This window comes from Bacillus sp. 1A, assembly GCF_052682215.1.
Window position 1 is genome coordinate 5,546,957 of sequence record NZ_JBQYLZ010000001.1, and the last position, 24,004, is coordinate 5,570,960.

General features: G+C 34.3%; 28 protein-coding genes and 1 pseudogene. 6 read left to right on the forward strand and 23 right to left on the reverse strand.

The genetic code is table 11. The annotated features are described in order from the left end of the window. Positions 1-55: 55 nt before the first annotated feature. The 8 genes from ACUN0F_RS28380 to ACUN0F_RS28415 form a co-directional block, all read right to left on the reverse strand. Positions 56-367 carry a hypothetical protein gene (locus ACUN0F_RS28380; protein WP_445540547.1) on the reverse strand — a complete coding sequence of 104 codons (312 nt, stop codon included), beginning with the start codon at positions 365-367 and terminating at the stop codon, positions 56-58. After that, on the reverse strand, positions 368-1,462 hold the full coding sequence (locus tag ACUN0F_RS28385; RefSeq protein WP_445540548.1) for a response regulator aspartate phosphatase: 1,095 nt from the start codon (positions 1,460-1,462) through the stop codon (positions 368-370). 256 nt (positions 1,463-1,718) lie between these two features. Next, entirely contained in the window at positions 1,719-2,696 is a 978-nt protein-coding gene (locus ACUN0F_RS28390) for a ring-cleaving dioxygenase (RefSeq protein WP_264463080.1), read from the reverse strand. 44 nt (positions 2,697-2,740) lie between these two features. Continuing rightward, positions 2,741-3,685, reverse strand: coding sequence for a ring-cleaving dioxygenase (locus ACUN0F_RS28395; RefSeq protein ID WP_264463079.1), 945 nt, complete (start codon positions 3,683-3,685; stop codon positions 2,741-2,743). A 402-nt stretch (positions 3,686-4,087) separates the two neighbouring features. Then, a complete protein-coding gene (locus tag ACUN0F_RS28400; protein WP_264463078.1) occupies positions 4,088-4,285 on the reverse strand; it encodes a hypothetical protein in 198 nt (65 codons plus the stop codon). A 304-nt stretch (positions 4,286-4,589) separates the two neighbouring features. Continuing rightward, positions 4,590-5,534: a 3'-5' exoribonuclease YhaM gene (gene yhaM, locus ACUN0F_RS28405; RefSeq protein WP_000726645.1), complete on the reverse strand. Its 945-nt coding sequence runs from the start codon at positions 5,532-5,534 to the stop codon at positions 4,590-4,592. A gap of 41 nt (positions 5,535-5,575) precedes the next feature. Next, positions 5,576-8,500 carry an AAA family ATPase gene (locus ACUN0F_RS28410; protein ID WP_445540549.1) on the reverse strand — a complete coding sequence of 975 codons (2,925 nt, stop codon included), beginning with the start codon at positions 8,498-8,500 and terminating at the stop codon, positions 5,576-5,578. Beyond that, positions 8,497-9,738, reverse strand: coding sequence for a metallophosphoesterase family protein (locus ACUN0F_RS28415; protein WP_445540550.1), 1,242 nt, complete (start codon positions 9,736-9,738; stop codon positions 8,497-8,499). The genes ACUN0F_RS28410 and ACUN0F_RS28415 overlap by 4 nt, the downstream gene beginning before the upstream one ends. Positions 9,739-10,090: 352 nt before the next feature. On the opposite strand from ACUN0F_RS28415, the gene ACUN0F_RS28420 reads away from it, so the two are divergent. Then, complete coding sequence (locus ACUN0F_RS28420) at positions 10,091-10,276, forward strand: YhzD family protein (RefSeq protein ID WP_000539551.1); 186 nt, start codon at positions 10,091-10,093, stop codon at positions 10,274-10,276. Positions 10,277-10,302: 26 nt separating this feature from the next. Here the strand turns inward: ACUN0F_RS28420 and ACUN0F_RS28425 are convergent, their stop codons facing one another. After that, on the reverse strand, positions 10,303-10,665 hold the full coding sequence (locus tag ACUN0F_RS28425) for a hypothetical protein (RefSeq protein ID WP_000582797.1): 363 nt from the start codon (positions 10,663-10,665) through the stop codon (positions 10,303-10,305). A gap of 153 nt (positions 10,666-10,818) precedes the next feature. Here ACUN0F_RS28425 and ACUN0F_RS28430 point away from each other — a divergent pair, with 153 nt between their 5' ends. Then, complete coding sequence (locus tag ACUN0F_RS28430; protein ID WP_000273535.1) at positions 10,819-10,959, forward strand: YflJ family protein; 141 nt, start codon at positions 10,819-10,821, stop codon at positions 10,957-10,959. A gap of 64 nt (positions 10,960-11,023) precedes the next feature. Here ACUN0F_RS28430 and ACUN0F_RS28435 read toward each other — a convergent pair whose 3' ends face one another. The 4 genes from ACUN0F_RS28435 to ACUN0F_RS28450 all read right to left on the reverse strand — a co-directional run bounded on the left by ACUN0F_RS28435 (position 11,024) and on the right by ACUN0F_RS28450 (position 13,972). Then, positions 11,024-11,422: a hypothetical protein gene (locus ACUN0F_RS28435; protein ID WP_445540551.1), complete on the reverse strand. Its 399-nt coding sequence runs from the start codon at positions 11,420-11,422 to the stop codon at positions 11,024-11,026. A 104-nt stretch (positions 11,423-11,526) separates the two neighbouring features. Further along, positions 11,527-11,961 (reverse strand): hypothetical protein, encoded by a 435-nt coding sequence (locus ACUN0F_RS28440; protein WP_445540552.1) that lies wholly within the window; start codon positions 11,959-11,961, stop codon positions 11,527-11,529. A gap of 159 nt (positions 11,962-12,120) precedes the next feature. After that, on the reverse strand, positions 12,121-12,765 hold the full coding sequence (locus ACUN0F_RS28445; protein WP_262745801.1) for a response regulator: 645 nt from the start codon (positions 12,763-12,765) through the stop codon (positions 12,121-12,123). Continuing rightward, on the reverse strand, positions 12,755-13,972 hold the full coding sequence (locus ACUN0F_RS28450; RefSeq protein ID WP_262745802.1) for a sensor histidine kinase: 1,218 nt from the start codon (positions 13,970-13,972) through the stop codon (positions 12,755-12,757). The genes ACUN0F_RS28445 and ACUN0F_RS28450 overlap by 11 nt, the downstream gene beginning before the upstream one ends. A gap of 189 nt (positions 13,973-14,161) precedes the next feature. On the opposite strand from ACUN0F_RS28450, the pseudogene ACUN0F_RS28455 reads away from it, so the two are divergent. Both ACUN0F_RS28455 and ACUN0F_RS28460 read left to right on the forward strand, forming a co-directional pair. Then, positions 14,162-14,348: pseudogene (locus ACUN0F_RS28455) on the forward strand (hypothetical protein). Positions 14,349-14,725: 377 nt separating this feature from the next. Then, on the forward strand, positions 14,726-15,721 hold the full coding sequence (locus ACUN0F_RS28460) for a zinc-dependent alcohol dehydrogenase family protein (RefSeq protein WP_445540852.1): 996 nt from the start codon (positions 14,726-14,728) through the stop codon (positions 15,719-15,721). A gap of 321 nt (positions 15,722-16,042) precedes the next feature. On the opposite strand, the gene ACUN0F_RS28465 is transcribed toward ACUN0F_RS28460, so the two are convergent. From ACUN0F_RS28465 to ACUN0F_RS28485, 5 genes are all read right to left on the reverse strand, one after another. Further along, positions 16,043-16,789, reverse strand: a complete 747-nt coding sequence (locus ACUN0F_RS28465) for an ABC transporter permease (RefSeq protein WP_262745803.1) — start codon at positions 16,787-16,789, stop codon at positions 16,043-16,045. A gap of 12 nt (positions 16,790-16,801) precedes the next feature. Then, positions 16,802-17,542 (reverse strand): ABC transporter permease, encoded by a 741-nt coding sequence (locus ACUN0F_RS28470; RefSeq protein ID WP_262745804.1) that lies wholly within the window; start codon positions 17,540-17,542, stop codon positions 16,802-16,804. Next, positions 17,542-18,456, reverse strand: coding sequence for an ABC transporter ATP-binding protein (locus ACUN0F_RS28475; protein ID WP_445540553.1), 915 nt, complete (start codon positions 18,454-18,456; stop codon positions 17,542-17,544). The genes ACUN0F_RS28470 and ACUN0F_RS28475 overlap by 1 nt, the downstream gene beginning before the upstream one ends. Positions 18,457-18,541: 85 nt before the next feature. After that, positions 18,542-19,936 (reverse strand): sensor histidine kinase, encoded by a 1,395-nt coding sequence (locus tag ACUN0F_RS28480; protein ID WP_445540554.1) that lies wholly within the window; start codon positions 19,934-19,936, stop codon positions 18,542-18,544. Next, the gene (locus tag ACUN0F_RS28485; RefSeq protein ID WP_445540555.1) at positions 19,933-20,655 is read right to left on the reverse strand and encodes a response regulator transcription factor; all 723 of its coding nucleotides are present in this window, start codon (positions 20,653-20,655) and stop codon (positions 19,933-19,935) included. Before ACUN0F_RS28485 ends, ACUN0F_RS28480 begins: the two co-directional genes overlap by 4 nt. A 287-nt stretch (positions 20,656-20,942) precedes the next feature. On the opposite strand from ACUN0F_RS28485, the gene ACUN0F_RS28490 reads away from it, so the two are divergent. Continuing rightward, positions 20,943-21,248 carry a hypothetical protein gene (locus ACUN0F_RS28490; RefSeq protein ID WP_445540556.1) on the forward strand — a complete coding sequence of 102 codons (306 nt, stop codon included), beginning with the start codon at positions 20,943-20,945 and terminating at the stop codon, positions 21,246-21,248. Between the two features lie 96 nt (positions 21,249-21,344). On the opposite strand, the gene ACUN0F_RS28495 is transcribed toward ACUN0F_RS28490, so the two are convergent. The 5 genes from ACUN0F_RS28495 to ACUN0F_RS28515 all read right to left on the reverse strand — a co-directional run bounded on the left by ACUN0F_RS28495 (position 21,345) and on the right by ACUN0F_RS28515 (position 23,402). Continuing rightward, on the reverse strand, positions 21,345-21,491 hold the full coding sequence (locus tag ACUN0F_RS28495) for a hypothetical protein (protein ID WP_445540557.1): 147 nt from the start codon (positions 21,489-21,491) through the stop codon (positions 21,345-21,347). A 413-nt stretch (positions 21,492-21,904) separates the two neighbouring features. After that, the gene (locus tag ACUN0F_RS28500; protein ID WP_000637510.1) at positions 21,905-22,216 is read right to left on the reverse strand and encodes a YbjQ family protein; all 312 of its coding nucleotides are present in this window, start codon (positions 22,214-22,216) and stop codon (positions 21,905-21,907) included. A 136-nt stretch (positions 22,217-22,352) separates the two neighbouring features. Beyond that, complete coding sequence (locus tag ACUN0F_RS28505) at positions 22,353-22,556, reverse strand: DUF4028 family protein (RefSeq protein WP_000635857.1); 204 nt, start codon at positions 22,554-22,556, stop codon at positions 22,353-22,355. A 138-nt stretch (positions 22,557-22,694) separates the two neighbouring features. Further along, positions 22,695-23,225: a general stress protein gene (locus ACUN0F_RS28510; RefSeq protein ID WP_445540558.1), complete on the reverse strand. Its 531-nt coding sequence runs from the start codon at positions 23,223-23,225 to the stop codon at positions 22,695-22,697. Positions 23,226-23,261: 36 nt separating this feature from the next. Further along, complete coding sequence (locus ACUN0F_RS28515; protein WP_001004564.1) at positions 23,262-23,402, reverse strand: hypothetical protein; 141 nt, start codon at positions 23,400-23,402, stop codon at positions 23,262-23,264. 222 nt (positions 23,403-23,624) lie between these two features. On the opposite strand from ACUN0F_RS28515, the gene ACUN0F_RS28520 reads away from it, so the two are divergent. Next, positions 23,625-23,876, forward strand: coding sequence for a hypothetical protein (locus ACUN0F_RS28520; protein WP_000991708.1), 252 nt, complete (start codon positions 23,625-23,627; stop codon positions 23,874-23,876). Positions 23,877-24,004 lie beyond the last annotated feature (128 nt).

Below are 24,004 nucleotides of genomic sequence, written 5' to 3' on the forward strand. Positions count from 1 at the left end.
TACATGGCCTAATAACAAAGAAAAGGACTTCATGTTGAAGTCCTTTTCTTTGTTATTATAGTTGGCTTACTCCGCCGCCATCGCCTCTATTATCTGCTGGTGCTCCGCCGGTGTCTCCCTTATTAAAGCTAACATAGTCTGGTCTTGCTGGCGCTCCACCTGTATCTCCTCTATTGAAACTAGCATAGTCTGGTTTTACTGGTACACCACCAGTATCCCCTTTATTAAAGCTAACATAGTCTGGCCTTGCTGGTGCTCCGCCTGTGTCTCCTCTATTTAACGATTGCTCTTGAAACCCAGCCAAAGAATTCAGTCCAATTGACAGTGTAACTACTAAACCGGTAATGAATAAACTAGCCTTTTTCATTTATTTTAGCGCCCCCTTTTTGAGAATTCTTTTTTGAGCTTGACTACTAATAAAGAAGTACTTACTAGCTTTTTCATGATTTTCTTCCTGATAAAACTTATAAGCTAATATTTCCATATATTCTTTAACACACTCTAAAAGAGAATGTTCTTCAAAATATAAAATCCCTTCTAAAGTTACTTTTTCTAATTGACTAGCACTGGATTTAATATTCAGCTCTTTTAAAATTATAAATCGATATTGGAATTCTTTATTTTGTAATTCGTTACAAATTCTTAAGCCTAATTCTATTAACTCATTAGCAGTTTCTACCCTACCTAATTTATAGTTTTCCTCCGCTTCCGTAAAAATTGCTTTAAAATTTTTAGGCATTTTTTGAGTAACTTCGCTTAAATGTCTAATCGCTAAATCAGATAAATCTTGACTGCCGTATAGCCATCCTAAATTATTTCTAACCATTAAAATATACTTTTCATGATTAGCTTGTTGGAAAACATTTAATGCATTATTAAAATTTTCCTCCGCCAATTCAAATTGTCTTAAATCTATACAACATAACCCCAATACATTCTCACATAAAGCCAAATTAATCTCATATCCTGGTTGCTTCGTAAAATCTTCTTTTGCCTTTTTCAAATAATCAATCGCATTGATTTGTTGATAGGAATGATAATAGAAATTCCCCATCCGATAATGAAACTCCGCATGTTCTATCGGATCTGCAATATATTTCAATAACTTCTCAGCTTGTTCGTACTGCTGTTTCGCTTCGTTATAATTTGAAATTAATGTGCAATGAAATCCTTTGAAAAAGTGATAATAATAAGCTAAAAATCCTTCTGTTGGAATTTCGAAAGATTCCCCTTTATCAAAACTATCTTCTCTAACCCCAATCCAATCAACTAATGCATCATATCTAAAGTTCAATAACGCATGATAAAACAATACATCCTGATCCACTTCCAACCCACTAATCTTACTATCAATCTCCTCTTTCATTTCTGTGGCCTTCTCTATATTTTGCTGCAACATTACACGATACCAATCATCTAAAGAATGTTTCATTTGCTCCCTTGTTACTACATCTGCTCCCATACACTCGCATCCCCTTTTCTCCAAACTTACAAAATTAGGATATTTATACAATTATCCAAATTGTATATTACCACCTCTTTTCTATGTATTGAAAAATAATTATCAGAAAATTAAATATTTTAATTGATTATACCAAAGTTTTCCTTTTTGATAACTTGAGAAAAAATTGTCAGAAAACTTTATGGAACAAATAAAAAAGCAAGCAGTTCCAGCGATCAGCTAAAACTACTTGCTCTTCTACTTATTATTTCTATTTTTACTCTTTAATAAATTCCTTCGTACTTCTCACTGTATCAATTGGGCGAACTAATTTTTCGATTTCTTCACGTTTTGGCTCTAAGAATGGAGGTAATGATAATTTTTCGCCAAGTGTTTCGTATGGCTCATCCCCCATAAATCCTGGGCCGTCTGTTGCAAATTCAAATAAGATTTGTGGTGCAACTCTTGCGTATAATGACTCGAAGAAGTGACGATTTACATATCCAGATGAAGGAAGCCCTACGCTACTGATTCTCTCAATCCATTCTTCTAATACAGTGCGATCTTCTACGCGGAATGCAGCATGGTGAACTGTACCAAAACCTTGTTGTGCTTCTGGAAGAACCGTATTATGTTCTACAATGACAGATGCACCGTTTCCGCCTTCGTTTACTTCAAATAAATAGAATTCTCCTTCTTGAGCCATTTCTTTAAATAATAGAACTTTTTCTAACACTTCTTTGAAGAAACTAAAGTTTGCGATACGAATAAATACAGGTCCTAAGCCAGTAATTGCATATTCTAATGGAACTGGACCATTTTGCCACGGTGTACCTGATTCTATCCCTTTATCCAATTCATCAGAGATTAATTGATAGTGTTGATCATCAAAATCAACGAAAGAAAGAGTTTTCTTACCAAATTGCTCTTTAATGCCTGTATGTTCCACTTCAAGACGGTCAAATCGTTTCACCCAATACGCTAACGCTGCGTCAGTTGGAACACGGAATGAAGTTTTTGAAATTTCATTTGTACCGTGTACTCCTTTTGGAACACCTGGGAAATCAAAGAATGTCATATCTGTTCCTGCACTACCTTTATCATCTGCAAAGAATAAATGGTACGTTTGAATATCATCTTGGTTTACTGTTTTTTTAACTAAACGCATTCCTAAAACGTGAGTGAAAAACTCATAGTTCTTTTCTGCACTACTTGTAATCGCTGTAACGTGGTGAATTCCTTTTAATTGGTTCATTTTATATTCCTCCAATGGTTTTTAAATGTATATTTTCTCTTCTATTATTTCTCTTCAATAGGTGCTAATTTCGCTTCAATTTCTGCTCGCTGATTTTCTAAGAACGGCGGTAAATCAAGTTTTTCTCCTAAATGTTCTACATCGCCATCAACTGTAAATCCTGGTCCATCTGTTGCAATTTCAAATAGAATTCCGTTTGATTCACGGAAGTATAAGCTTTTAAAGTAGAAACGGTCGATAATGCCTGAAGAATGGAAACCTTTTTGTATTACCTGTTCTTCCCAGTAAGCAAGCTCTGCATCGTTCTTTACACGAATTGCTAAATGATGAATGCTACCGCGGCCTGGTTTTTCAGTAGGACCATCTAAATATTTCACAACGATTTCTCCGAAGGCTTCTCCTTTAATAGACTGGAAAATCACTTCTTCGTCGCTTCGGCTAACTTCTGTATAACCAAATATATCTGTTAATGTATTCGCCAGTTTATCAAGTCTACGCACTGTCATTTCTACAGAACCCATTCCTTGAATTTGATGTTCGGCAGGAACTTCTGATTTCTCCCAAGTTTCCCAGTGCTCCACTTTTTCTCCGTTTGAAACGAGTAGCACGAGGCGAAGACCTTCAGCATCCTCAAATTGTAAAGCAGGACGATTTGCATATGTTGTCATTTCACTATGTTTCACATCAAATTTCTCAAATCGTTCTTTCCAGTAATGTAAGCTTTCCTCTGACGGAACGAGTAATCCGATTCGCGTAATTGCATTCGTACCACGGTACGTTTTTCCTACTAAAGGTATTTCAAAAAACGATAGTTCCGTACCTGGACTTCCTGTTTTATCTCCGTAAAATAAGTGATACATTGACGGATCATCTTGGTTTACTGTCATTTTCACACGGCGTAAACCAAGCACGTTTTTATAAAAATGGTTATTCTCACTCGCGTTTTTTGTAACCATTGAAATGTGATGATGCCCTTTAATTTCATACATTGTTTATTCCTCCGTTTCATTTTACTAGTCAAGTGATACCTAAAAAATAATATGCTTCTTAGCTTTTCAATTTATTCTCATTATGTTTTTGTAAATTCATCTTAGTTTTTACTGAATAAGTTACTTCGTTTTTTTAATCGAAAACAACTGAGTGTATGTTCTTCATATGACTCAATCGCTTTCGTTACTATCACTTTACAACTCAAGTGATTAAAAAGCAAGTTATTTATCTCAAATTCGAGATATTTTTTTATTAAATAACATTTCAAGGTGGAGAATCGTTAATTGCTATATGTTTTTTAAAGCGATTATTTACATATTTACGATAATAAAATCACTTCATTTCAAAAACACAATAGTCTATAATCAGTGCCGGATTCCCTGCACTGATTATAGTTTCGTTTATATATTCCAAAAATCACTATTTATATCACTGTTATATTTATAATCAACCTTTTCTTTACCACACTTTTCGCACTTATAAAAATTAGCTGTGCCCATCTGCCCAGTTTTAAAGTTTTCACTATCCTGAGTTTTAATAAATTTGTATTTGTGTATACATTTAGGTTCTTTTACTTTATCCAGCCATTTGTCTAGCATAAAGTGATCACTCCCCTTTAAAGAATATTCCTAATACACCTATACATTTAGAGTAACCTACAAAAGATTTCCAATCAATGAGCACTTTCTCTTACCTTCTTTGCATCATATCGTATGCAATTTTTCTTGTTAAAGATTTTTATTTTATTGTAAACAGATTCTCAACCATTAGCTTTACACCGGCTAATTCAACATTAATTCTCTGTAGTTTCTTCTCTTATCAGGCAATAAAAAATGGTGTGAAAACTTAATTTCACACCATTTTTTATAACTATATTGCCATTCCATAATTAAAAAGGCAATTTTAATTATGGAACGTCGGCTTATAGAACGAACGATTATCAAGTGCAAAGACACGTTCTGTGTATTCACCTGGTTTTGTGCGTCCTAATGCGCGGTCCATCATGTTCATTTTTGCATCTAAGTTATCGATGTAGTGCAGAATTTCTGCTTCTTTTACTAACGGTGGTTTTGGGCTACCCCATTCTGCTTTTCCGTGGTGAGAAAGAACGATGTGTTGAAGAATTAATACTTCTTCTGCATCGATTTGTAGCTCGTCTGCTGCTTTACCAATTTCGTTCACCATAATAGAAATGTGGCCTAATAAATTTCCTTCTAACGTGTATGTTGTAGAAATTGGGCCAGATAATTCGATTACTTTACCAAGGTCATGTAAAATAACGCCTGCATATAGTAAGTCTTTATCTAACGATGGGTATAAAGCCGCAATAGCTTTCGCTAAATCAAGCATCGATACAACGTGATAAGCTAGTCCAGATACGAACTCGTGATGGTTCTTTGTCGCTGCTGGATATTCTAAAAATTCGTTTTGATGCTTATTTAACAAATGTCTTGTTAGACGTTGAATGTTCGGGTTTCTCATTTCAAATATGTATTGCGTAATTTTTTCAACCATATCTTCTTTTTTCACTGGTGCTTTTTCTACGAAATCCGATATGTCCGTTACTTCATTTTCATTCGCAACACGGATTTGTTTCACACGTAATTGAATACGTCCTTTGTAGTTTAAAATATCACCAGCTACTTTAACGATTGTTTCTGCTACATATTGTTTCTCAACTTCTGGCGATACGTCCCATAGCTTCGCTTCAATATCTCCACTTGGATCTTGTAAGATTACTGTTAAAAATGGTTTCCCATTGCTTGCTAAACCTTTTGTCGCTGTTTTAATTAACAAGAAAACATCGACTTGTTCACCAACTTCATATTCTGCAATTTTCTTTTTCATTCGAATTCCTCCACCATATCAATTACTTTTAGTATAGCATACTACAACTCATTTTCTTTACGCTTATGCGTTAATTTTATAATCTGTTTTTCTGTAAAATACGTTAATAAATGCGCATGGCATGTAAAGAAGATGACTTGTCTATCTTTCGCAATTTCCTTTATGAGTTCAATTGTACGATTCGTCCTTATCGCATCAAAATGCACGAAACTATCATCAATAATAAATGGATAATCATGCTCAAACGTTTTCGCTAACGCAAATCGTAACGATAAATATAACTGCTCCGCTGTCGCTTGGCTTAGTTCATGACTGTAAAAACGCATACCGTCGTTACGTTCCACAATAAACGGTTCCGCCTCTGACGGCGAAAAGATTTTACTATATCGTCCGCCTGTTAAATAGACGAAATACTCTTCTGATTTTTGTAAAATACGAGGAAGATGTACTTCGTGATAATATTGTTTCGTTTTCGTTAACACTGTCTTCGCAGCCGCATAAGCAGCCCACTTCTTCACTTGTTCACGCACTTGCGCTTTTTTCATTTCCCATTCGTGCAGTAAATCACCGTACGTACTACCTTCTTCTAAATTCGCGATTTCCATACGATGTTTCGCAATGCGCTCTGTCAGTTCTTTCTCTTTCGTAAGACAGTTTTGCGCAGCTGTCAGTTCTTGCTTTAATTTTTCATCGTAACCGTCAGCCTCGTAATGTTCAGCTAATGATAAACTCGTTAAACGCTGTTCTAACAGATCAATTTGCGGTAATAAACGCCCTACTTGCTTCTCAGCATCTTCACGTTTTTCTGCCAGCTTACCTGCTTCTAAAAACATCTCTTCATCTGTAGAATGTGCGATATGCCATAACCCATCTCGTTCTACTAACATTTGTTTCAATTGCTCTTGCATGAACTCATATTCTTCTTGCCATTCCGCAAGCTTCTCTTTTAACTGCTTACAAGTTTGACGTTTTTCTTTCTCATTTTGCATACGACTTTGCGCCTCGTGCAGTTTACTATACTCCGCGCTACCGATAACAGTTTCTAGTTTATGTTCAAATTGCGAAATCATTTCATCTAATGAAGATTTCCGCTCACTTTGTTTCTCTAACTCGCGATATAATTGCTGCATTTTTTCCATACGCTCAAACGCCGGCAATATGTGTGCATACGTATAAAATTCAGGGAACATAAAGCGCACTTTATACACATTTACTTGTTCGCTAATGCGGAACGTTTCTCTCTCCCATTCCTCATACGATGAAACGACTTTATCATAAGCTCGCTCCATTTGCTGTAACTTATACGACTCACGCTCAAATAATTTACGTATCTCTTCATCTTTTTCTAATTGATAACGAACTGACATTGCTTCTTCGCTTTGTCTCCCACCAGCACTTTGCTGAAGAGTAAGAAGCTCTTCTTGTAATCCACTTGACGGATCTTTATATAAAACAAGGGCAAGAACGATCCCTACAAAAATAATGACACTAATAAATAAGAGTAGGCGGTTGTCCATAAATAAGCTTGTGAATAAAACGACTGTGTTAATAAGAAGTAACAGAAGACAAACTCTTTGCCACTGTTTTTTCTTTTGCACTGCCGCTCCTGCCTTCTCTTCATACTTGCGCTTCATTCTCTCTGCGCCCATACCGATAAACGCCGCATCTTGGAATGACTTTTCTTTCTCAACTAGCGTATTTCGTTCTTCATCCGCTAACATTTGGTGCTTAACCTGTCTTATGTTTTCTTCTTGTTCTTCTAATTGCTCCTGCGCTACTTTGAAACGATCGTCAAGCTGTACTTTTTGCGTTTCTAGTTCGCGCGCCTTTTGCACCGTTTGCGTAATTAACTCTTTCGTTGCCAAACTCATATCAAACGAAAGAACTGTTTCTTTTTCAAAAGTAGCACCAATTTGTTGCTCTAGTTCTGCCAGTTCTTCTTTTATATTCGTAATCGTTCCTGTTATATCACGCATTTCTTGGCGTGCATTTTCGTAAGACATATGCTGCATACGAAGTTCTTCTACATAACTTTCTTTTTGTAAAAACTCTTCATCTATTTGAATCGATTCAATTTCCGATTGCACATTCTCTATTTTTTTATGGAGCGAATCAACTTGTAATTGGAGCGGCTCCATCTTCGCCTTAATCGCTTCATAACGCGCCATCCCGTTTACAGGAAACTGCCCGCTCTCGTTTTCTAACACTTTCTCATGCGCACGCTTTTCAATAACGAGAGGCTCTAGCGCCGCTAATATTTCATAATCTTGCTTTCGCTTTTCTGCACTCTCTTTTTCCGCACGAACAGCAGCAAGTTTCTCTTCACTTTCTTTTAACTGCTCCACTTGCTTTTCATACGTGCCAATTTTCCCTTGCCACTCTTTCATCTTCTCTTCAAGCTTCTTCATTTCTTGCAGTGACACGTTAATTTCTGGTTTACGACCGCTCGGCTTAAAGCGCTGATCCATTTCTTTTTCTAGCTTTTTATCTAGCTGCAATAACGCATCGCTTCCGACTGCGCTTGCCGAAAATAAATAATTTCCGATATCCGCTTCGCCGAGCTGATGAATATTTTGAAGGCCGTGCATATCAAATGAAAAGACTGATTCAAATAAACTTTCATTCATCCCGCTTAATATATCGTGTAAAATTTCCTCGCCGCCCGTTTTGCCGTCTTCAAAATAAACGGTCACCTCACCAGCTGCCGTCTTTGGCAATCGCTCAATTTTCAAACGACCGTACTTCTCTGTTTGCACAGTCATCGCACCGCCATACTTGCCGCCTTCTTTCGGCTCATAACGGCGCTGTCCTCTCGTCGGAAAACCGAATAAAATACTTTTCATAAATGAGCGAATTGTCGATTTCCCCGCTTCATTTTCACCGTATAACACCGTCAACATTGACAGATCCATTTCCACATTTTCTAATTTTCCGTACCCATAAATATGGAGTTTTTCAATTCTCATTTCTTATCCCTCTCTTGCTGGAATAATTGCTCTAAAATAATATTTTCTGCTTCTTTTTGAATCTCTTTCTTCTCTTCTTCTGTAAAAGATTCAATACTATTACGCGCTACAGGAGATGTCCAAATCGTGCGCAACACACCGTCCATATTAGTGAAAGCTTCTAACTCCTTCAGCACACTACCGACGAAATGATTTTCCTCTTTCAAACGCTCGATTTCCGCAAAAGAAGCCGTCTCATTTTTCCACTTCATCGCATATACGAAATCTTTTCGCTCTTCGCCAGCTGCTAAAATATGAAAAATCTCTTCCACACGTTTTTCATCACGTAAATAAGGAGAAAGTGGGCCTTGTCCTGTAAATATGACAGTTAATAGCGTCCCTTCCGCTTCTCTTCGGCACTCATTCATCGTACTCGATGCACTCGTCATAAGTTCATCAACAGTTTCAAGTCCATCAATATTCACTTCTATCTCATCCCATACAACATCTGCCGTATGGAAAAATGAACATTGTGTTCCTTGTTTCGTAAGTTCAATAAGGTACGCACCTTTCTCACCTGTTTCCTTACGATGACGTCCTTGTATATTCCCTGGATAAATAATGCATGGCTCTTCTGATAAAATTTCACGTTTATGTATATGGCCAAGAGCCCAATAATTAAACTGCTTTTCTTTCAGCTCACGAATTTGAAACGGTGCATAACGATTATGCTCTGCATCTCCTTCCACACTTCCGTGAAGCATGCCAATATGAAAAGGCGCATCACTCATTTTCGTATACTGCGCTGTCATATTATCCGTTACCGCTTGTTGCAAATAACTAAACCCGTAAATAGAAGCTAATAGCTCACCATTTTTATAAAATGATTTCTCTTCTACATAAGGCTCCGTAAACACATGAACATTTTCTGGAAACTCAATTGCTGCCCAGCTTCCCCCTAAATGATCGTGGTTACCGTGAATAATAAAAACAGGGATATCATACTGCGACAGTCTCTTCATTTGCTCGCGCACAAACACTTGCGCTCTCAAACTTCTCGTCTCCGCATCATACAAATCCCCGGCTAGTAATACGAAATCAACGCGCTCTTGAATCGCTTTATCAACAATACGCTCGAACGATTCAAACGTACTCTGCTTCATTCTCTCCCAAACAGACTGCGCAACATTCATCCCCATCCCTTTAAACGGACTATCCAAATGCAAATCAGCCGCATGTATAAACTTCACTTGTTTCACAAATAACGATCCTTTCTATATTTCAAAAGTTTCATTTTATCCGCATGAACACAAACACTACATGCTCAATTGGTGAAAACTAGTAATAAGCAGGAAATAAAAAACTCCCCACTCATTAAAGTTTCACCTTACCCCGTATTAACGGGCAGTAGATAAAGAAGCTTATCTGAAAGTTAACTGCCCATAAATACCCGATTGGTTCCACTAATAACTAGTGGGGATGAAAAGACTCCCTACTAGTTAAAGTGTCACTTTATTGTAACACGCAATGTCATATATTTCTTTGCATATTCTAGCGATTTATGTCAAAATAGTTATAAGATTCTGATTTTTATTATTGGAGGGAAATTTCATGGGAGTATACGTTCTAACAGTCTTTGAAAAAGATGGTTCTAAAGCATTAGACGAATCATTCGAGGCGGCAACTGAAAAAGAAGCGAAAGCAAAAGGTGAATCTATTTTACAAGAAAAAGGATTGTATGAAAAAACACATCGCTGCACATCTTCTGCAGGTAAGCTCGTTTTATTCCAGCGCTAAAAAAAGAAGCGTCATCCGCTTCTTTTTCACTCTACTATATCTTCGTCACACCACGTAAACACCACATCTAGAATGCGATTACCGATACGTACGCGCTTATTCCATTTTCCTGTTTGGATCTGATGTTGCAATTCTGCTTTCATCTTTTCCGTCCAGTCGTGAATCGTTTCACTACCGTTGTACGGATATACGCTCGGAAACTCTTCCTGCAGTAGATGCAAGCTCTCTGCATCAAAATGAAAATGGAAGAAGTAGTTTGCTGTAAGCGATGGTTCTTGCAATCGTAAAAAATGATCATCAACTTGCTTTCTATTTCTATAGAAAGTAAAGATATTCACTTTACCGCTCGTAATTTGGTCAATTTGAATTTCGTGCTTCTCTATAATCACGTCTTGCCCACCTCGTTATATACTATCCTTAGTATATATGTCTTTTGCAACAAAGTTAACCATTTTCGCGCGAAATTCATTTCCTTCATTATATTACCTGTACCTCCATATACAATCAGAACAAATAAAACAAAGTTGAAGGGGAGCGATCACATGTATTTCGGAAGCAAAGGTTGGTATGTAAAAGAACTTAAAAAATTAGGTATTCGCACTTACGAAGGTAAAAAACTAGAATCATATCGTACACATATTTTATCTAGTTTACTTGAGAGAATGAAGAAGGCTTCGGCTTAATAGATGTAGGAAGCGACTACGGTTGCTTCCTTTTTATATAGTGGAAAAAAGAAATAATCCTATCTTAACATTCTACCTTTACCGTTATACTCTCTTGATAAAAACCACCCATTATCAACTGAATCTCTATTACCAAATACTCTCCCAGATAATCATTCGTATATATTTTAAATTCTCCATACTTATTAACCCGTCCACTTCCAACAAACGTATCGACACTTGTTATGACAATTATTGAATGCGGTTCCGCACAGCCCGATACATAATTAGCACCACATTTTACAAAATCTATATTTATTTCCTTATGAATTTTAGTAACCGAATCTATATATTTCTTGTTACGCAAATTATCATCTTGCTCTTCAGCCCTCAAAAGCGTTTGATTTTCGCTAACCTTTTCTGAAGAGAAAGCAACATTCCCCAGCCAACTAAACCTATCAAATGTAGTAATAGGTAAAAACATCTAAGTTAACTCCTCCCATTCTTCCAATACGTTCTTCTCATTTTTATGAACTTATAACAATACGTTCAAGGTTGTGATAAAAGAAAACAGCTTTGCTTTTCCATTCAATTTCGCACTGTTAATTTGTATTGAATACATAGAATACTGTTTTTCACCCCAGATGCAATGACAACGCTACACAAAATAATCCACGATCCATTAAATGTAAATCCACCTTCAAATGTGTTAGTAATAATTATGTTGCCGATTATTAAAAGCATCCATGAAATGAAATACTGTTTTCCATTTGTAATATATAAAATTCCATCCTCATAACAGACTGTAATTCCCCCACCTTGCCAAACACCAATAGCGAAAGAAAAAAGCATAACTGCCAATAACTCTGCTTGTAAATCTCTAGTCATTGGTTGCGGCGCCGTATAAGTAATAATTCCTATCATCATGAGAAAAGTTATAATATCTATCCAGTTTATTTTTCTTTGTTTGCTTTGCAGCCAAATAAAGAAAATTACTACAGAAATTAAAAACAAAGTTGCCATTTAATTATTCTTCTTCCTTTCCCACATTAAAAACGTCTGTGTAATGCAATTAGAGCGTTTTTAAATCTCTCATACTTTCTAAAGCATAACATGAGAAAGAAATAAAAAAATCGTACAAAAGGGCAAGCCTATAATGTACGATTGGGCATATATAATGTTTTAAAAATGAATTAATTTCCTTTCAATAGATACAGCTACTGCCTCTGAACGTGAATTAACACCTAGTTTGTTGTATATATTTGTTAAATACGCTTTTACCGTTCGTTCAGCTATCCCCATATCGAATGCAATTTCTTTATTCTTATAACCGCGTGCAATAGCTTTCAACACAAACAATTCTTTTTCTGTTAAGTTATTTTCTTCAACCATATTAGGATGTATTTCTTTCCTTTTATAATTCACTATCTTTTCCATAATATTTGGTTGTAGTAATATCTCACCTCGAATAGCCGCTTCCAATGTTCGAAACAAATTCTCACGATCCGTATCTTTTAGCAAATATCCTTTTGCTCCTAGCTCAATTCCCTTTAACATTAATTCATCTTCGTTATAAGTAGTTAATATAATAATCGGCGTATGATTTTGTTTTTTATTCAAAGCCTCAATTGTTTCTAAACCACTCATTTTAGGCATATTTAAATCCATTAAAATAACATCAGGTTTCTTTTTTTCTATGAAAGTAAGGGCTTCTTCTCCGTTTGCAGCCTCACCTATAATTTGAAATGAATCACTCGTTTCTATTATTAATTTCAGACCTTCTCTTACAACGAAATGATCATCCACAATTAATACGTTATACTTCATGGCTATCTCCTTCATTATTGATAGGTACTTGAATATACACTTTCGTACCCTTCATCTTTTCACTCAATATATGTATTTCTCCATTCATCAATCGAACACGCTCATTTAAGCCAATTAAGCCGTAATGTCCAGGATTCTTACCGATATCTCCAGTGTCAAAACCAATTCCATTATCTTCAACTTCAATAGTAAGTTTTTCAAGATCATCGATATATTCAACTTTTAAATTTACCTCTGTTGCCTGCGAATGTTTTGCGATATTCGTTAAACATTCACTAATTACATATAAACAATGTTCCTTTACTAAGCTTGAAATATGCGGAGGGCTTTGAATAGTAAATCTCACGTGTATAGACGTAGCCTCAGAAAAACGTTGAACTTCTTCCTCTACTGCTTTATTAAATGAATTGGTAGTATGACGTAAATCATCAATAACCAGCCTTGCATCATGTAACGTTTGTCTCGCTCTTATCATAGTTTGTTTCGTAATCTCTTGAGATCGCCCTGTATTCCCTTTTTGCATATGGGCATCTATTGCTTCCAATTGCATAATTAAGCTCGCTACACCTTGCGCTAACGTATCATGTAAATCTCTTGCCATTCGCTGCCTTTCATTAGCTAATGTCAATTCTTCTACTCTCATATATGCAGACTCTAACTCTTGAATGTAGCTCTGTATACGATTACGTGCATCATATTGCTGCTTATTAATATAAGAAAAAGGAATAATAATTGCTAGTACTAAAAGGAACATAGAGATAAGAATAGCTACTTTATTCACACCATAATTCATACTAATCGCAGTACAAAATATGGCATACATGAGAGTAAAAACTGCCATTACTTTAAATATATTGTTATAAACATATAGACTTTGGGCAATTAAAATAGGCGTTAATCCAACAAAAATAGCTATTGAACCATTTGGTACAATAAATGCAGCAAGAAACACAATGAAGAGTTGTACAAAAAAGAAATACAACAATTGTCTATTCTTTAATGAACTTGCATACCAATGAAAGATAGTATGAATAACAATAATTATTGTGAAGAAGAAACTATCCATTGAGAGAATATTATTACGAAATTCTAAAAGCATTGAAGCTATATATACGAGTGTAATCCATAAAACAACAAACCTTCTTGGAATAAATACCGCTTCCAATACATTTGTATCCACGTCTATATTTGAATTCATTTTTTTCATATTCGACCTCCATCATTATATTATACAAGATGCAGCTTACATTTTGATAAAGTGAAACTATAATCAGGGTGGGTTTTGTTCCCCACTGATTATTAGCTCCCACCTAGCATGTTGAGGTAGAAGTCTTACTGTCTGCAAACAGCGAGATAATTTATCGATTCTTCATCATATTCATTATCCAATAATAATATGAAATATTGCATATCAAAATGCATTGATATACTTGTAAGCGCTTACTATAATGAGAATATAAATATTTATTACATCTTATTATTAACAAAAAGGAGGCAATCATATGGAAATCGCAATGGCAGTTTTAAAATTTGTAGGTGGAGTAATTCCATTAGTTCAAGAACTTTTAAAAGCATTTATGTAAGATTATTATTCAGCAATTATCTATACGAGTTATCATACAAATGATCTGTATATCAAAAACAAATTGATACACAGATCATTTGTGTGAGAAAACTTCAAACGAAAATTATGTACCCCAGCATGATACATCTATCTCAAGTTGGAAAAAGACGCTCACAAGAGCGCCTTTTTTTTATATTACTATATACCTAATAACTTGTTTAGAAAATCGATTCTACAATACTACATAATTAATATATCTGTTTAAAGTTTACACAATCAAAATCCCCCTCAAAGTATAAAAGAAGATTTTCTGTTCCCTTTTATTTAGTGCTAATGAAATAATCATTTAAACTGAAAATGCTATAATAAACCCAATCAAACTAAGGGGGAACAACTATCTTGCACGGAAAACACATTCAATTTCACAAGTTTGGTAACCCAAAAGATGTATTACAAGTTGAATATAAAAATATAGAACCATTAAAAGATAATGAAGTTTTCGTTCGTATGTTAGTTAGACCGATTAATCCATCTGACTTAATTCCCGTAACTGGAGCCTATGCGCATAGAATCCCTTTACCTAACATACCTGGTTATGAAGGTGTTGGTATTGTAGAAGATGTAGGAGCTTTTGTTTCTAGAGATCTTATCGGCAAACGTGTTTTACCTTTACGCGGAGAAGGTACTTGGCAAGAATATGTGAAGACCTCCGCTGATTTTGTAGTCCCTATTCCTGATTCGATTAATGATTTCACAGCGGCACAAATGTATATTAATCCTCTTACGGCGTGGGTTACATGTACAGAAAAGCTAAACTTACAACGTAATGACGTTTTATTAGTGAATGCTTGTGGGTCCGCTATTGGACATCTTTTCGCGCAGTTATCACAAATTTTAAACTTCCGATTCATTGCTGTTACAAGAAATAATAAGCATACAGAAGAATTACTGCGCCTCGGTGCCGAATATGTAATTGATACTTCCACTGCCCCGCTTTATGAAACCGTTATGGAATTAACAAACGGGCTCGGTGCGGATGCTGCGATTGACTCTATCGGAGGACCGGATGGAAATGAATTAGCTTTCTCCTTACGTCCAAACGGGCACTTTTTAACGATCGGTCTTCTATCAGGAATACAAGTAAACTGGGCAGAGATTGTCACGAAAGCAAAAGTGCACGCGAACATATTTCATTTACGACATTGGAATAAAGAAGTGTCACCATATAAATGGCAAGAAACGTTTCGTCACTTAATTCGCTTAGTGGAAAATAAGCAATTACGTTTTATGAAAGTACATTCTACATACGACCTAACAGATGTGAAAACAGCGGTTGATATCGTGCAGTCTGCTGAAAAAACGAAAGGGAAAGTGTTTTTGACGAGTTATTAAATGCAATTGAAGGATCTATTTTGAGTGCTTTTTTAAATCGACTACATGAATACGGAGATAAATACATTCAATATAAGAGCATATATCCTCTTGTTTTTTTATATCTTAGCATAGACTTATTTGAAAGCAGCTTACATGATGTATATAAGGAATAGCACCTATACTCCGAAAAAAATACGATAGGCAAGATAAAATAAAAGAGCTACGTTTATCCTATTAAGAATAAACGTAGCTCTTTTTTATTAATACACGCACGTATTTCACCTGAAAAATTTATCTGTTCTCTGCCCTCATATTTCAATAATTCCACTATATGCCTATTCATATAATATCTTTTATTGTAAATCTTCGAACTCCAGCAAAAGTAAATATAATAACAAATACGCAACTTAACGCATAAAAACTACTAAATTGAAAGAAGGTCTGCAAACCTTTTAAATGAATAGGATCCATGGCTAATCCCGGTTGCGCAAATGGCCATATATATCCGATATTTAAATAATGAAATATCATTCCTACGCAGGTAAAACCAAAACTCATTCCAACTGGAATTGCAAAACTTTTTATAGAAGATGAAAGAAATAATTGTAGTGCAGCAATTGAAAACGTGCCAATCCATCCATTGAATGACCAATTTAATAATGAAACCCAAGGTATAGGACTTGTAATACCTAATAGTTTACCAATTACGATATAAGCAATTAAAAAAAATACTTGTGTCAATAAGGTTAACATAAAGATGATTAATAACTTTGCCGTGTAAACATATCGAAATGGGATTGGTAAAGATAATATTTTTTTCCAATTACCTTCACTATGTTCAAAGCGGCATACAAACGCACAATACATACTTACTACGACAGGAAATAAAAATAAGCCATATATTAAGCCAACTTGTGTCCAAGCTTTCTCCCACTCATTTTTTGAGACTTTCATTAAGACATCGTGGTTTACTTGAAAATTTATGAGTCCAAGCGCAATACAAATAAGCGGAATGAACGTCATTACAATCCATATTTTGGAATGTTTTAATTTTAATAATTCACATCGAAATGAGCTTAATAACATATGTGCATCCTCCTAATGAATATCTTTTTGCGAAAAATGGGCAGTGCTAAGAACGATAAATAATAAACTAACTCCTAAACTTAACAAAAGATTCATCATGACTCCTTGGTTTGGGAAAAATACTATCTTTCCATTGGAAAATGCCCAAGAAATTGGATTTGTAAGAGATGAATATGTCCAAATTATCCATGTTTTCCAAGGAAGCATTGGGCCAAAATAACCTAAAAATGAACCAATTACACCTGTCGTTAAAGCAAATACTTGATTTTTCACTACCAATGATATCCAGAGTTGCAAAATAACCATCGGAATACACCCTATAATGGTAAAACAACCGTATTTCAGTAATAATATTACTGGAATTTCACCTTCAAAATTAAAAATTTTTCCTATTAATATAATTACAGAAATAGAAATTACACTTGCGTATACAAGAAAAAAGAGACTAAAGATAATTTTGGTTATGTATACTAGCTTCCTAGATATAGGAATTGCACACAATAGCTTCCACATGTTTCCCTTATTTTCAAAATCAATTATCCGAGATGCAATTGTTGCAATCATTATAGGTAAAAATAATGCATTTATCATACTTATCCTTGAAAGAAGCGACTCCCAATTTAGAAATTCCTTTTTTTCTTGTGAAACAATAGCAAATAACCAGAATAATGCTAAAGCCTGTATCAAAAAGACTACTAAAAACAATTTCTTTCTTTTTAATTTCAATAGTTCACTTCTTAAGGCAGCAAACATTATAAAACACCGCCTTTTTCTGTCAAACTTAGAAATATTTCTTCCAACGTATATTTCTCTTCTTCAATTCGATACACTGATAAATTTTGCTGTACTAATAAATGATTTATGTGAGAAATAAGGTGGTCTTCTTGTTGCTGCGTAACTAGACAATTGCCTTCAATATTAAGATGAATATGATGCTGCTCTAATATTTGATGAGCTTTTACTACATCATTTACGCGTATTTTCATTGATGCCTGACTTTTTTTACGTAAAACTTCAATTTTATCTTGAAAAATAAGCTGTCCACTATTAATAATGCCCACTTGCGTTGCAATTTGATCCATCTCATTTAACAAATGACTAGAAATGATAACTGTCATATTATATTGCTTTGGCAATTGTTTGATGAGCTCACGAATTTCTTGAATTCCAGCAGGGTCTAATCCGTTTGTAGGTTCATCTAAAATTAATAGTTTCGGATTGCCAAGTAGCGCCATTGCTATACCAAGGCGTTGCTTCATTCCAAGTGAGTATTGTTTAACTAATTTATTTTTTTGTTTCTCTAATCGAACAATACGCAGTACCTCATCAATAGCCATTTTTGGTACTTGCAACATTTGCCGAATTACTTCTAGGTTTTCATAACCTGTTAAATGTCCATAATAAGATGGTGATTCAACAAGAGAGCCAACCTCTCTTAAAATATCTATTCGATTTGTTTTTAAATCTCGATTGAATACCTTAATATTACCCGTCGTCGGTTTTATTAATCCAAGTAGCATTCTAATTGTCGTCGTTTTCCCAGCTCCATTTGGGCCTAGGAATCCATAAATTTCACCTTCACCAACTTGCATCTTTAATTGATTTACACTATTTACAGCTCCATATGTCTTTGTCATATCCTCTGTTTCAACGATATATGTTCCCATTATTGGTACCTCTTTTCTTAATTAAGCTATCATTTATTATGAAAGTTCATGCTTAATTTTGAATTGAGTTGACCTTAAGTTTAGCTTAATTTTTCACCGGAATTTGTAATATAATTTTAGTACCGTTTCCTTTGTTGCTTTCTACTACAATTTCTCCACCGTGAGCTACGATGATTTCCTTTACAATTGCCATTCCTAAACCTGAACCACTTTTTGGATCTGTATTTGTACCACGGAAGTATCGATCAAAAATATGTGGTAAATCACTTTTATTTATCCCTTTACCATTGTCCTCAATCGTAACTATGGCGTATCCAAATGTTTGTTTTATACGAACTTGTATTAATGTTTTAACATCAGTATGGATGAGCGCATTATTCACTAGATTTACTATGGCACGCTGTATTAATCCCTGATCTGCTTGTATAACTAATTCTTCCTGAGGGCATTCAAATTCAATTAAGCGATTCTCATAATGAGGTATATTCATAAATTCAATAATTATTTCTCGAGTGAGATTTACAATATCTACCGTAGTTTTATGGATAGGTAATAACGCATTCTTCAATTGATATGTAAGTTTTAAATCATCAATCAATTTTTCTATATAAATTGATTTACCCTGAATTACTTCTGCATATTGATACATTTCTTGTGCAGTAATTTTATAATCCCGATTTCCTATAACTTCACTATACCCTTTAATAGAAGAAAGCGGTGTCTTTAAATCATGTGAGATATTTACAATCCATTCTGCTCGCATCGTATCTAGTCTTTTTCTCTGAATGCTAATATCCTCTAGTTGATGTGATAACTGATTTAGATTTGTATACACCTCTGCATATATTCCCTTTTCCTCCTGTACTTGTTTATATTGTCCTTGTTTTAATTTATTTATATGTTCAATGATCATGACAACAGGTTTGGACATATACCTTGCCACAATGTAAGCAAATAATAAAATACAAACCACCGTCACTCCTACTAACATTAAAATCCCATATGGATAGAAGCTAGATAAATTATTGAAGTTCAAATAGACCGACTTCCGTAATGCTTGATTTGACGGGAAAGCAACAATGTAGCTATCTACCTGTGTATTTTTATCTAACTTACCTACAAACGTTGTATAATCCCCAACATCGTACTTATAGCGTAAAATTAAGTCACTAGGAGTGTAGTGGTTTGGTGTATTTTTTGGCTTATACATTTGAAAAATTTCATCACTATTATGATTTAATACTTGTAACCAAGCTCCATGTTCTTGTAAAAATTCCTCTCCTTTATTTGTTATAGAAACACTTCCATTTTCTACCTTTATTTCTTTTTGAAAAGCTAATACTAAGCTCTCTGGATCATCCATCCCCTCACGATTATATGTAAATACTAAATAACTAAAAGCAAAAAATTGAACGATCAGGATGAACATAATTAATCCTATTAATGAGGTAATATATAGTCTTGTGACCTTCCACTTCATTTTGTATCACCTTTTGTATTAAGTTTATATCCAAGTCCCCTTACCGTTACAAGATAATAAGGTTTTGAAGGGTTATCCTCTATTTTTTCTCTTAAATGTCGAATATGTACCATCATAATATTGTCATTCCCTAGATATGTTTCACCCCAGACAGCTTCATATAATCGAGCCTTGCTAAAAATTTGATTTGGATTTTTTATTAAAAATAGTAATATATTAAATTCTTTTGCTGTTAAGGTTAGTAATGTACCAGCCCTTAACACTGTCCCTTGTGCTTCATCTAGCGTAATGTCTCCAAACTGATATATATTCCGAGCCTTTTCTTCATATTGATTGCGTCGAAAAAATGCTTTCATTTTATATGCTACTTCTTTCGGACTAAAAGGTTTTGTAATGTAATCATCGCCCCCTATACTTAATCCAAGTATTTTATCTAAGTCTTCATTTTTTGCCGATAAGAAGAAGATTGGAACGAATGTAAACTGTCGAATTTGCTCACAAACACTATATCCATCTAAATCTGGAAGCATAATATCTAATATGATAAGATCTGGCTGCACTTGCCTACACATGTGTATTCCATCTTTTCCGGTTGTGCATGTATAAATATGTTGAAACCCTTCTTTCTTTAAAACTGCTTCCAACAAATTTAAAATCTCTTTTTCATCGTCTACTATAAGGATTTTTTTTGTATAAACATCTGGAATATTATGTATCATCTATTGCACCTCAATATCTTTCTAAAAAATTTTAATTTAAATAGTGAACCGCATTATCTTAATTATTACTGTATCATTTTTATTCCACATTAGAATAATGATTTGAAATTTTACCCAATTATTTTATGTGGAGATTATCATTTTTTCAATAACAACTATAAATCTATAAGTTTAACGCAATACTATTTAGAGGAAAGGCGACAAAATTATTATTCCTCAATTATCTACCTACACAAAATTGTAATTATTTGGTATGATTATTTTAAAAGATGACAGGAGATTCAAACATGTGGCTAATCACGGCAATCGCGCCTGTTGTAATAGTTGGTGGAATTGTAGTATTTGTAATTAAAAGATTGGAACATAAATATAAGAATGGAAAATTAGGTAAGAAAAAATCTCAAAAAGCTCAACTGTTATTAGATAGTTTAATACCTATGGGAATGCTTGTTGGCTATATGATTGGTTTGATTTTCGGTATGTTTTTTCCGGATTTCTCACTACTTTCCATTAGTTTAGGATCTGGAATAGGCTATTTATTTGGTTTTTTTGCCTATGAAATTTATAGCAAGACAGGAAATAATTTTTCATAATCCAAAAGAAATAAGTGTGGACAGTACATAGTAGTCATATACAATATGTACTGTCCTTTATTTTTGCATCAACGTTATCACCTTACCTTCCACATCCTATACACCTTTTTTATTGATTTTCCTCTCCTCCCCCTTTTGTATATCCGCTTTTTTATTTTCATTAGATCTATACCCATAGTAAAGTAGAGCACATGTAATAACTGAACCTACAATATATCCTAAAAAACATCCTAACCAAAACATAATGTAACCCCCTCTATTCATTATAAATTTTATGTAATACAACTCTTTACATGCTCAATCGTTTATTTCTATAAACTATACACCCTCTAAAGTTATTCATACCATTATTTCTCCCCTTACCTCAAATAACAATTTTATTATTTATCATAAAGTTAACACTCTCGTTAAACATATATAAAGATTGTTGTATTTCTTACTTTTCTCTTTGAAAACAATATATACTACATTTGAAATAAGCGGGTACGTCTGCTTATTATCCAAATTCCCGTGCAATACCCCCTCACGAAATGCTAGGAGCAATCCTAGCATTTTTTACAATACGCCATCAACTTTTCTTCATTTTAACTTTAATCATGAAACAAAAAAATCCCCTCAAAGCATGAACTTCAAGGGGGAGCCTGTTTTTTATTTACTTATATACGTACAGCTGTACCACTTACAGCAACCATTAACATTCCATCACGAACAACTTCGTAATCTACGTCAATACCAACGATAGCGTTCGCACCTTTTTGTTTTGCAAGTTCTTTCATTTCATCCATTGCGATATCACGAGCTTCTTTTAGCTTGCTTTCGTAAGAACCAGCACGACCACCGACAACATCACGAACAGAAGCGAATAAGTCGCGAACAATATTTGCACCCATAATAGCTTCACCATTTACAATATCGATATACTCAATAATTTCTTTACCTTGAATTCCAGACGTTGTTGTTACAATCATGACTGACACTCTCCTAATAAGTTGTAGTTTTTTAATGCGCTTTCTTATGTCTTTATTATGACACAGAAAAAGTATCTAATCTATTGAATTACCTTACAGGAGTGTGACAATTTTGTAAGAATGAAACGGCTATTATTTAATACAGCGCTTTTACGTTAGGATACATAAACGATTTTCTATTTTCTTTCCAATCCTTTTCCACTTCTTTAAAGGTTGGTCGCCCTAATTCTTCATTGTTTTCCTGTTTACTAAACCATTTCTTCACATACTTCTCTCCATTTTTATTTTGAACCGTACAAAGGAAACTATTACTACTATCCTTTAATATTTTTACAATCACGAAAAGACACCCCTTCTCTCTTAAACTTAATCTTTTACTATAAGCCCTTCCTCTCTTATAGTCATACGACTCCTCGGTCGCGCCAAAGTTGTAAGATCAAAAAACGATATTCACTATGTTTAATATGTGACGTACATATTATTTAAAGAAATCAGAGTTATAAGCATTATGCTTATCAAATATTTTATAGATTTCTAACTTATCATCTAATTTTGCATCTACTAAAATTAATATATTTCCATCATAAATATATTCTTCATATTTTTTAGCATGTTCTTCTGGAATTCCTAATCCGATAAATGCTCCTATTAAACTTCCAGCTCCTCCGCCAATACCGGCTCCTCCAATAGCTGCTGCGACAGGTCCCGCTGCTACGATTGGACCCATTCCAGAAACGGCAAGTATACCAAGACCTGTTAATAAACCACCGAGTCCGCCTGCTACTCCTCCTGCCACAAGCCCTGTCGCTGAAAAGATATCCGCTTTATGTGCAGTTTCATGATTCACTTTTTCACCCGATTTTTCTTCCAGATGTTCAATTTCCTTTTGATCCTTCGCAATAGCTGAAATATTATCCGCCGCATATCCTTTATCATTTAATTCATTAATAACACATGCCGCATCATCAATTGTTCTAAAAACACCTACTATTTTTCTATCTACATCCATAACTATTAACCTCCTAAAGTTTTATATAATGTATCTTTATCTTTCTTCATTTCTGTATACACTAATCTTCTTATTAACATAACCATTTACGAAAAAAGCGAATAATAAAAGGATTACAAGCGAACTACTTAACAAGTAAATTAAATCAAATGTAATATCAATCATCATTTCATTCATGTATACCAGACTCCTTTTTATTTAAAGTAAAAGTATATTTTTATAGACTAGAACTCTTATAATTCATCTTCATTCAATCTCTTTCTAGTATATGTATACCCTTCGTAACCCTTTCTAAACCTAAAATACTATAATTATATTTTTTCTTATTTATATGTTTAACATTTTTTAAAACGGGTATGTTTATATTGTTATGCTTACTATATGGAAAGGAATATTTCGATGAATGCAATCCAATCTACTACTATTCTTTATAATGAAACACCTACAATAACGCAGATTCATCATTTTTATGCTTTAATGACAACATTTCAAACGAATGTATTTATAAGTAAACATGGAACACTTACTTCTATTAAAAACTTAAGCACATTAGTATCCTTTTTCCTTACTGTAAAAAAGAGAGAGCTTGTATTATTTATCTTTGAAGGAATAGATGCAAAAAAAGCTTTAAGAACACTCTTTCCTTCTTAAAAGTTATATGATCCCCCTATTCCCTCGATCGTTACTTTTCATATATGTTTTTATACTTCAAAATGATTTCCTCTATGAAAAAAGAACCCCCTAATACAATAGGGGGATTTCTAGTTTGGCCTTATGAA

Coding starts and splice junctions, on each gene's coding strand:
- ACUN0F_RS28450 (WP_262745802.1), bottom strand. CDS start 13,972: ATGAAAAAAATGAATTCAAATATAGACGTGGATACAAATGTATTGGAA.
- ACUN0F_RS28480 (WP_445540554.1), bottom strand. CDS start 19,936: ATGAAGTGGAAGGTCACAAGACTATATATTACCTCATTAATAGGATTA.
- ACUN0F_RS28500 (WP_000637510.1), bottom strand. CDS start 22,216: ATGATTGTAACAACAACGTCTGGAATTCAAGGTAAAGAAATTATTGAG.
- ACUN0F_RS28440 (WP_445540552.1), bottom strand. CDS start 11,961: ATGGCAACTTTGTTTTTAATTTCTGTAGTAATTTTCTTTATTTGGCTG.
- ACUN0F_RS28490 (WP_445540556.1), top strand. CDS start 20,943: ATGTGGCTAATCACGGCAATCGCGCCTGTTGTAATAGTTGGTGGAATT.
- ACUN0F_RS28515 (WP_001004564.1), bottom strand. CDS start 23,402: ATGAATGAAATGATGATTGATATTACATTTGATTTAATTTACTTGTTA.
- ACUN0F_RS28435 (WP_445540551.1), bottom strand. CDS start 11,422: ATGTTTTTACCTATTACTACATTTGATAGGTTTAGTTGGCTGGGGAAT.
- ACUN0F_RS28400 (WP_264463078.1), bottom strand. CDS start 4,285: ATGCTAGACAAATGGCTGGATAAAGTAAAAGAACCTAAATGTATACAC.
- ACUN0F_RS28420 (WP_000539551.1), top strand. CDS start 10,091: ATGGGAGTATACGTTCTAACAGTCTTTGAAAAAGATGGTTCTAAAGCA.
- ACUN0F_RS28520 (WP_000991708.1), top strand. CDS start 23,625: ATGAATGCAATCCAATCTACTACTATTCTTTATAATGAAACACCTACA.
- ACUN0F_RS28445 (WP_262745801.1), bottom strand. CDS start 12,765: ATGAAGTATAACGTATTAATTGTGGATGATCATTTCGTTGTAAGAGAA.
- ACUN0F_RS28385 (WP_445540548.1), bottom strand. CDS start 1,462: ATGGGAGCAGATGTAGTAACAAGGGAGCAAATGAAACATTCTTTAGAT.
- ACUN0F_RS28470 (WP_262745804.1), bottom strand. CDS start 17,542: ATGTTTGCTGCCTTAAGAAGTGAACTATTGAAATTAAAAAGAAAGAAA.
- ACUN0F_RS28510 (WP_445540558.1), bottom strand. CDS start 23,225: ATGGATGTAGATAGAAAAATAGTAGGTGTTTTTAGAACAATTGATGAT.
- yhaM (WP_000726645.1), bottom strand. CDS start 5,534: ATGAAAAAGAAAATTGCAGAATATGAAGTTGGTGAACAAGTCGATGTT.
- ACUN0F_RS28395 (WP_264463079.1), bottom strand. CDS start 3,685: ATGTATGAAATTAAAGGGCATCATCACATTTCAATGGTTACAAAAAAC.
- ACUN0F_RS28380 (WP_445540547.1), bottom strand. CDS start 367: ATGAAAAAGGCTAGTTTATTCATTACCGGTTTAGTAGTTACACTGTCA.
- ACUN0F_RS28485 (WP_445540555.1), bottom strand. CDS start 20,655: ATGATACATAATATTCCAGATGTTTATACAAAAAAAATCCTTATAGTA.
- ACUN0F_RS28475 (WP_445540553.1), bottom strand. CDS start 18,456: ATGGGAACATATATCGTTGAAACAGAGGATATGACAAAGACATATGGA.
- ACUN0F_RS28495 (WP_445540557.1), bottom strand. CDS start 21,491: ATGTTTTGGTTAGGATGTTTTTTAGGATATATTGTAGGTTCAGTTATT.
- ACUN0F_RS28410 (WP_445540549.1), bottom strand. CDS start 8,500: ATGAGAATTGAAAAACTCCATATTTATGGGTACGGAAAATTAGAAAAT.
- ACUN0F_RS28465 (WP_262745803.1), bottom strand. CDS start 16,789: ATGTTATTAAGCTCATTTCGATGTGAATTATTAAAATTAAAACATTCC.
- ACUN0F_RS28390 (WP_264463080.1), bottom strand. CDS start 2,696: ATGAACCAATTAAAAGGAATTCACCACGTTACAGCGATTACAAGTAGT.
- ACUN0F_RS28430 (WP_000273535.1), top strand. CDS start 10,819: ATGTATTTCGGAAGCAAAGGTTGGTATGTAAAAGAACTTAAAAAATTA.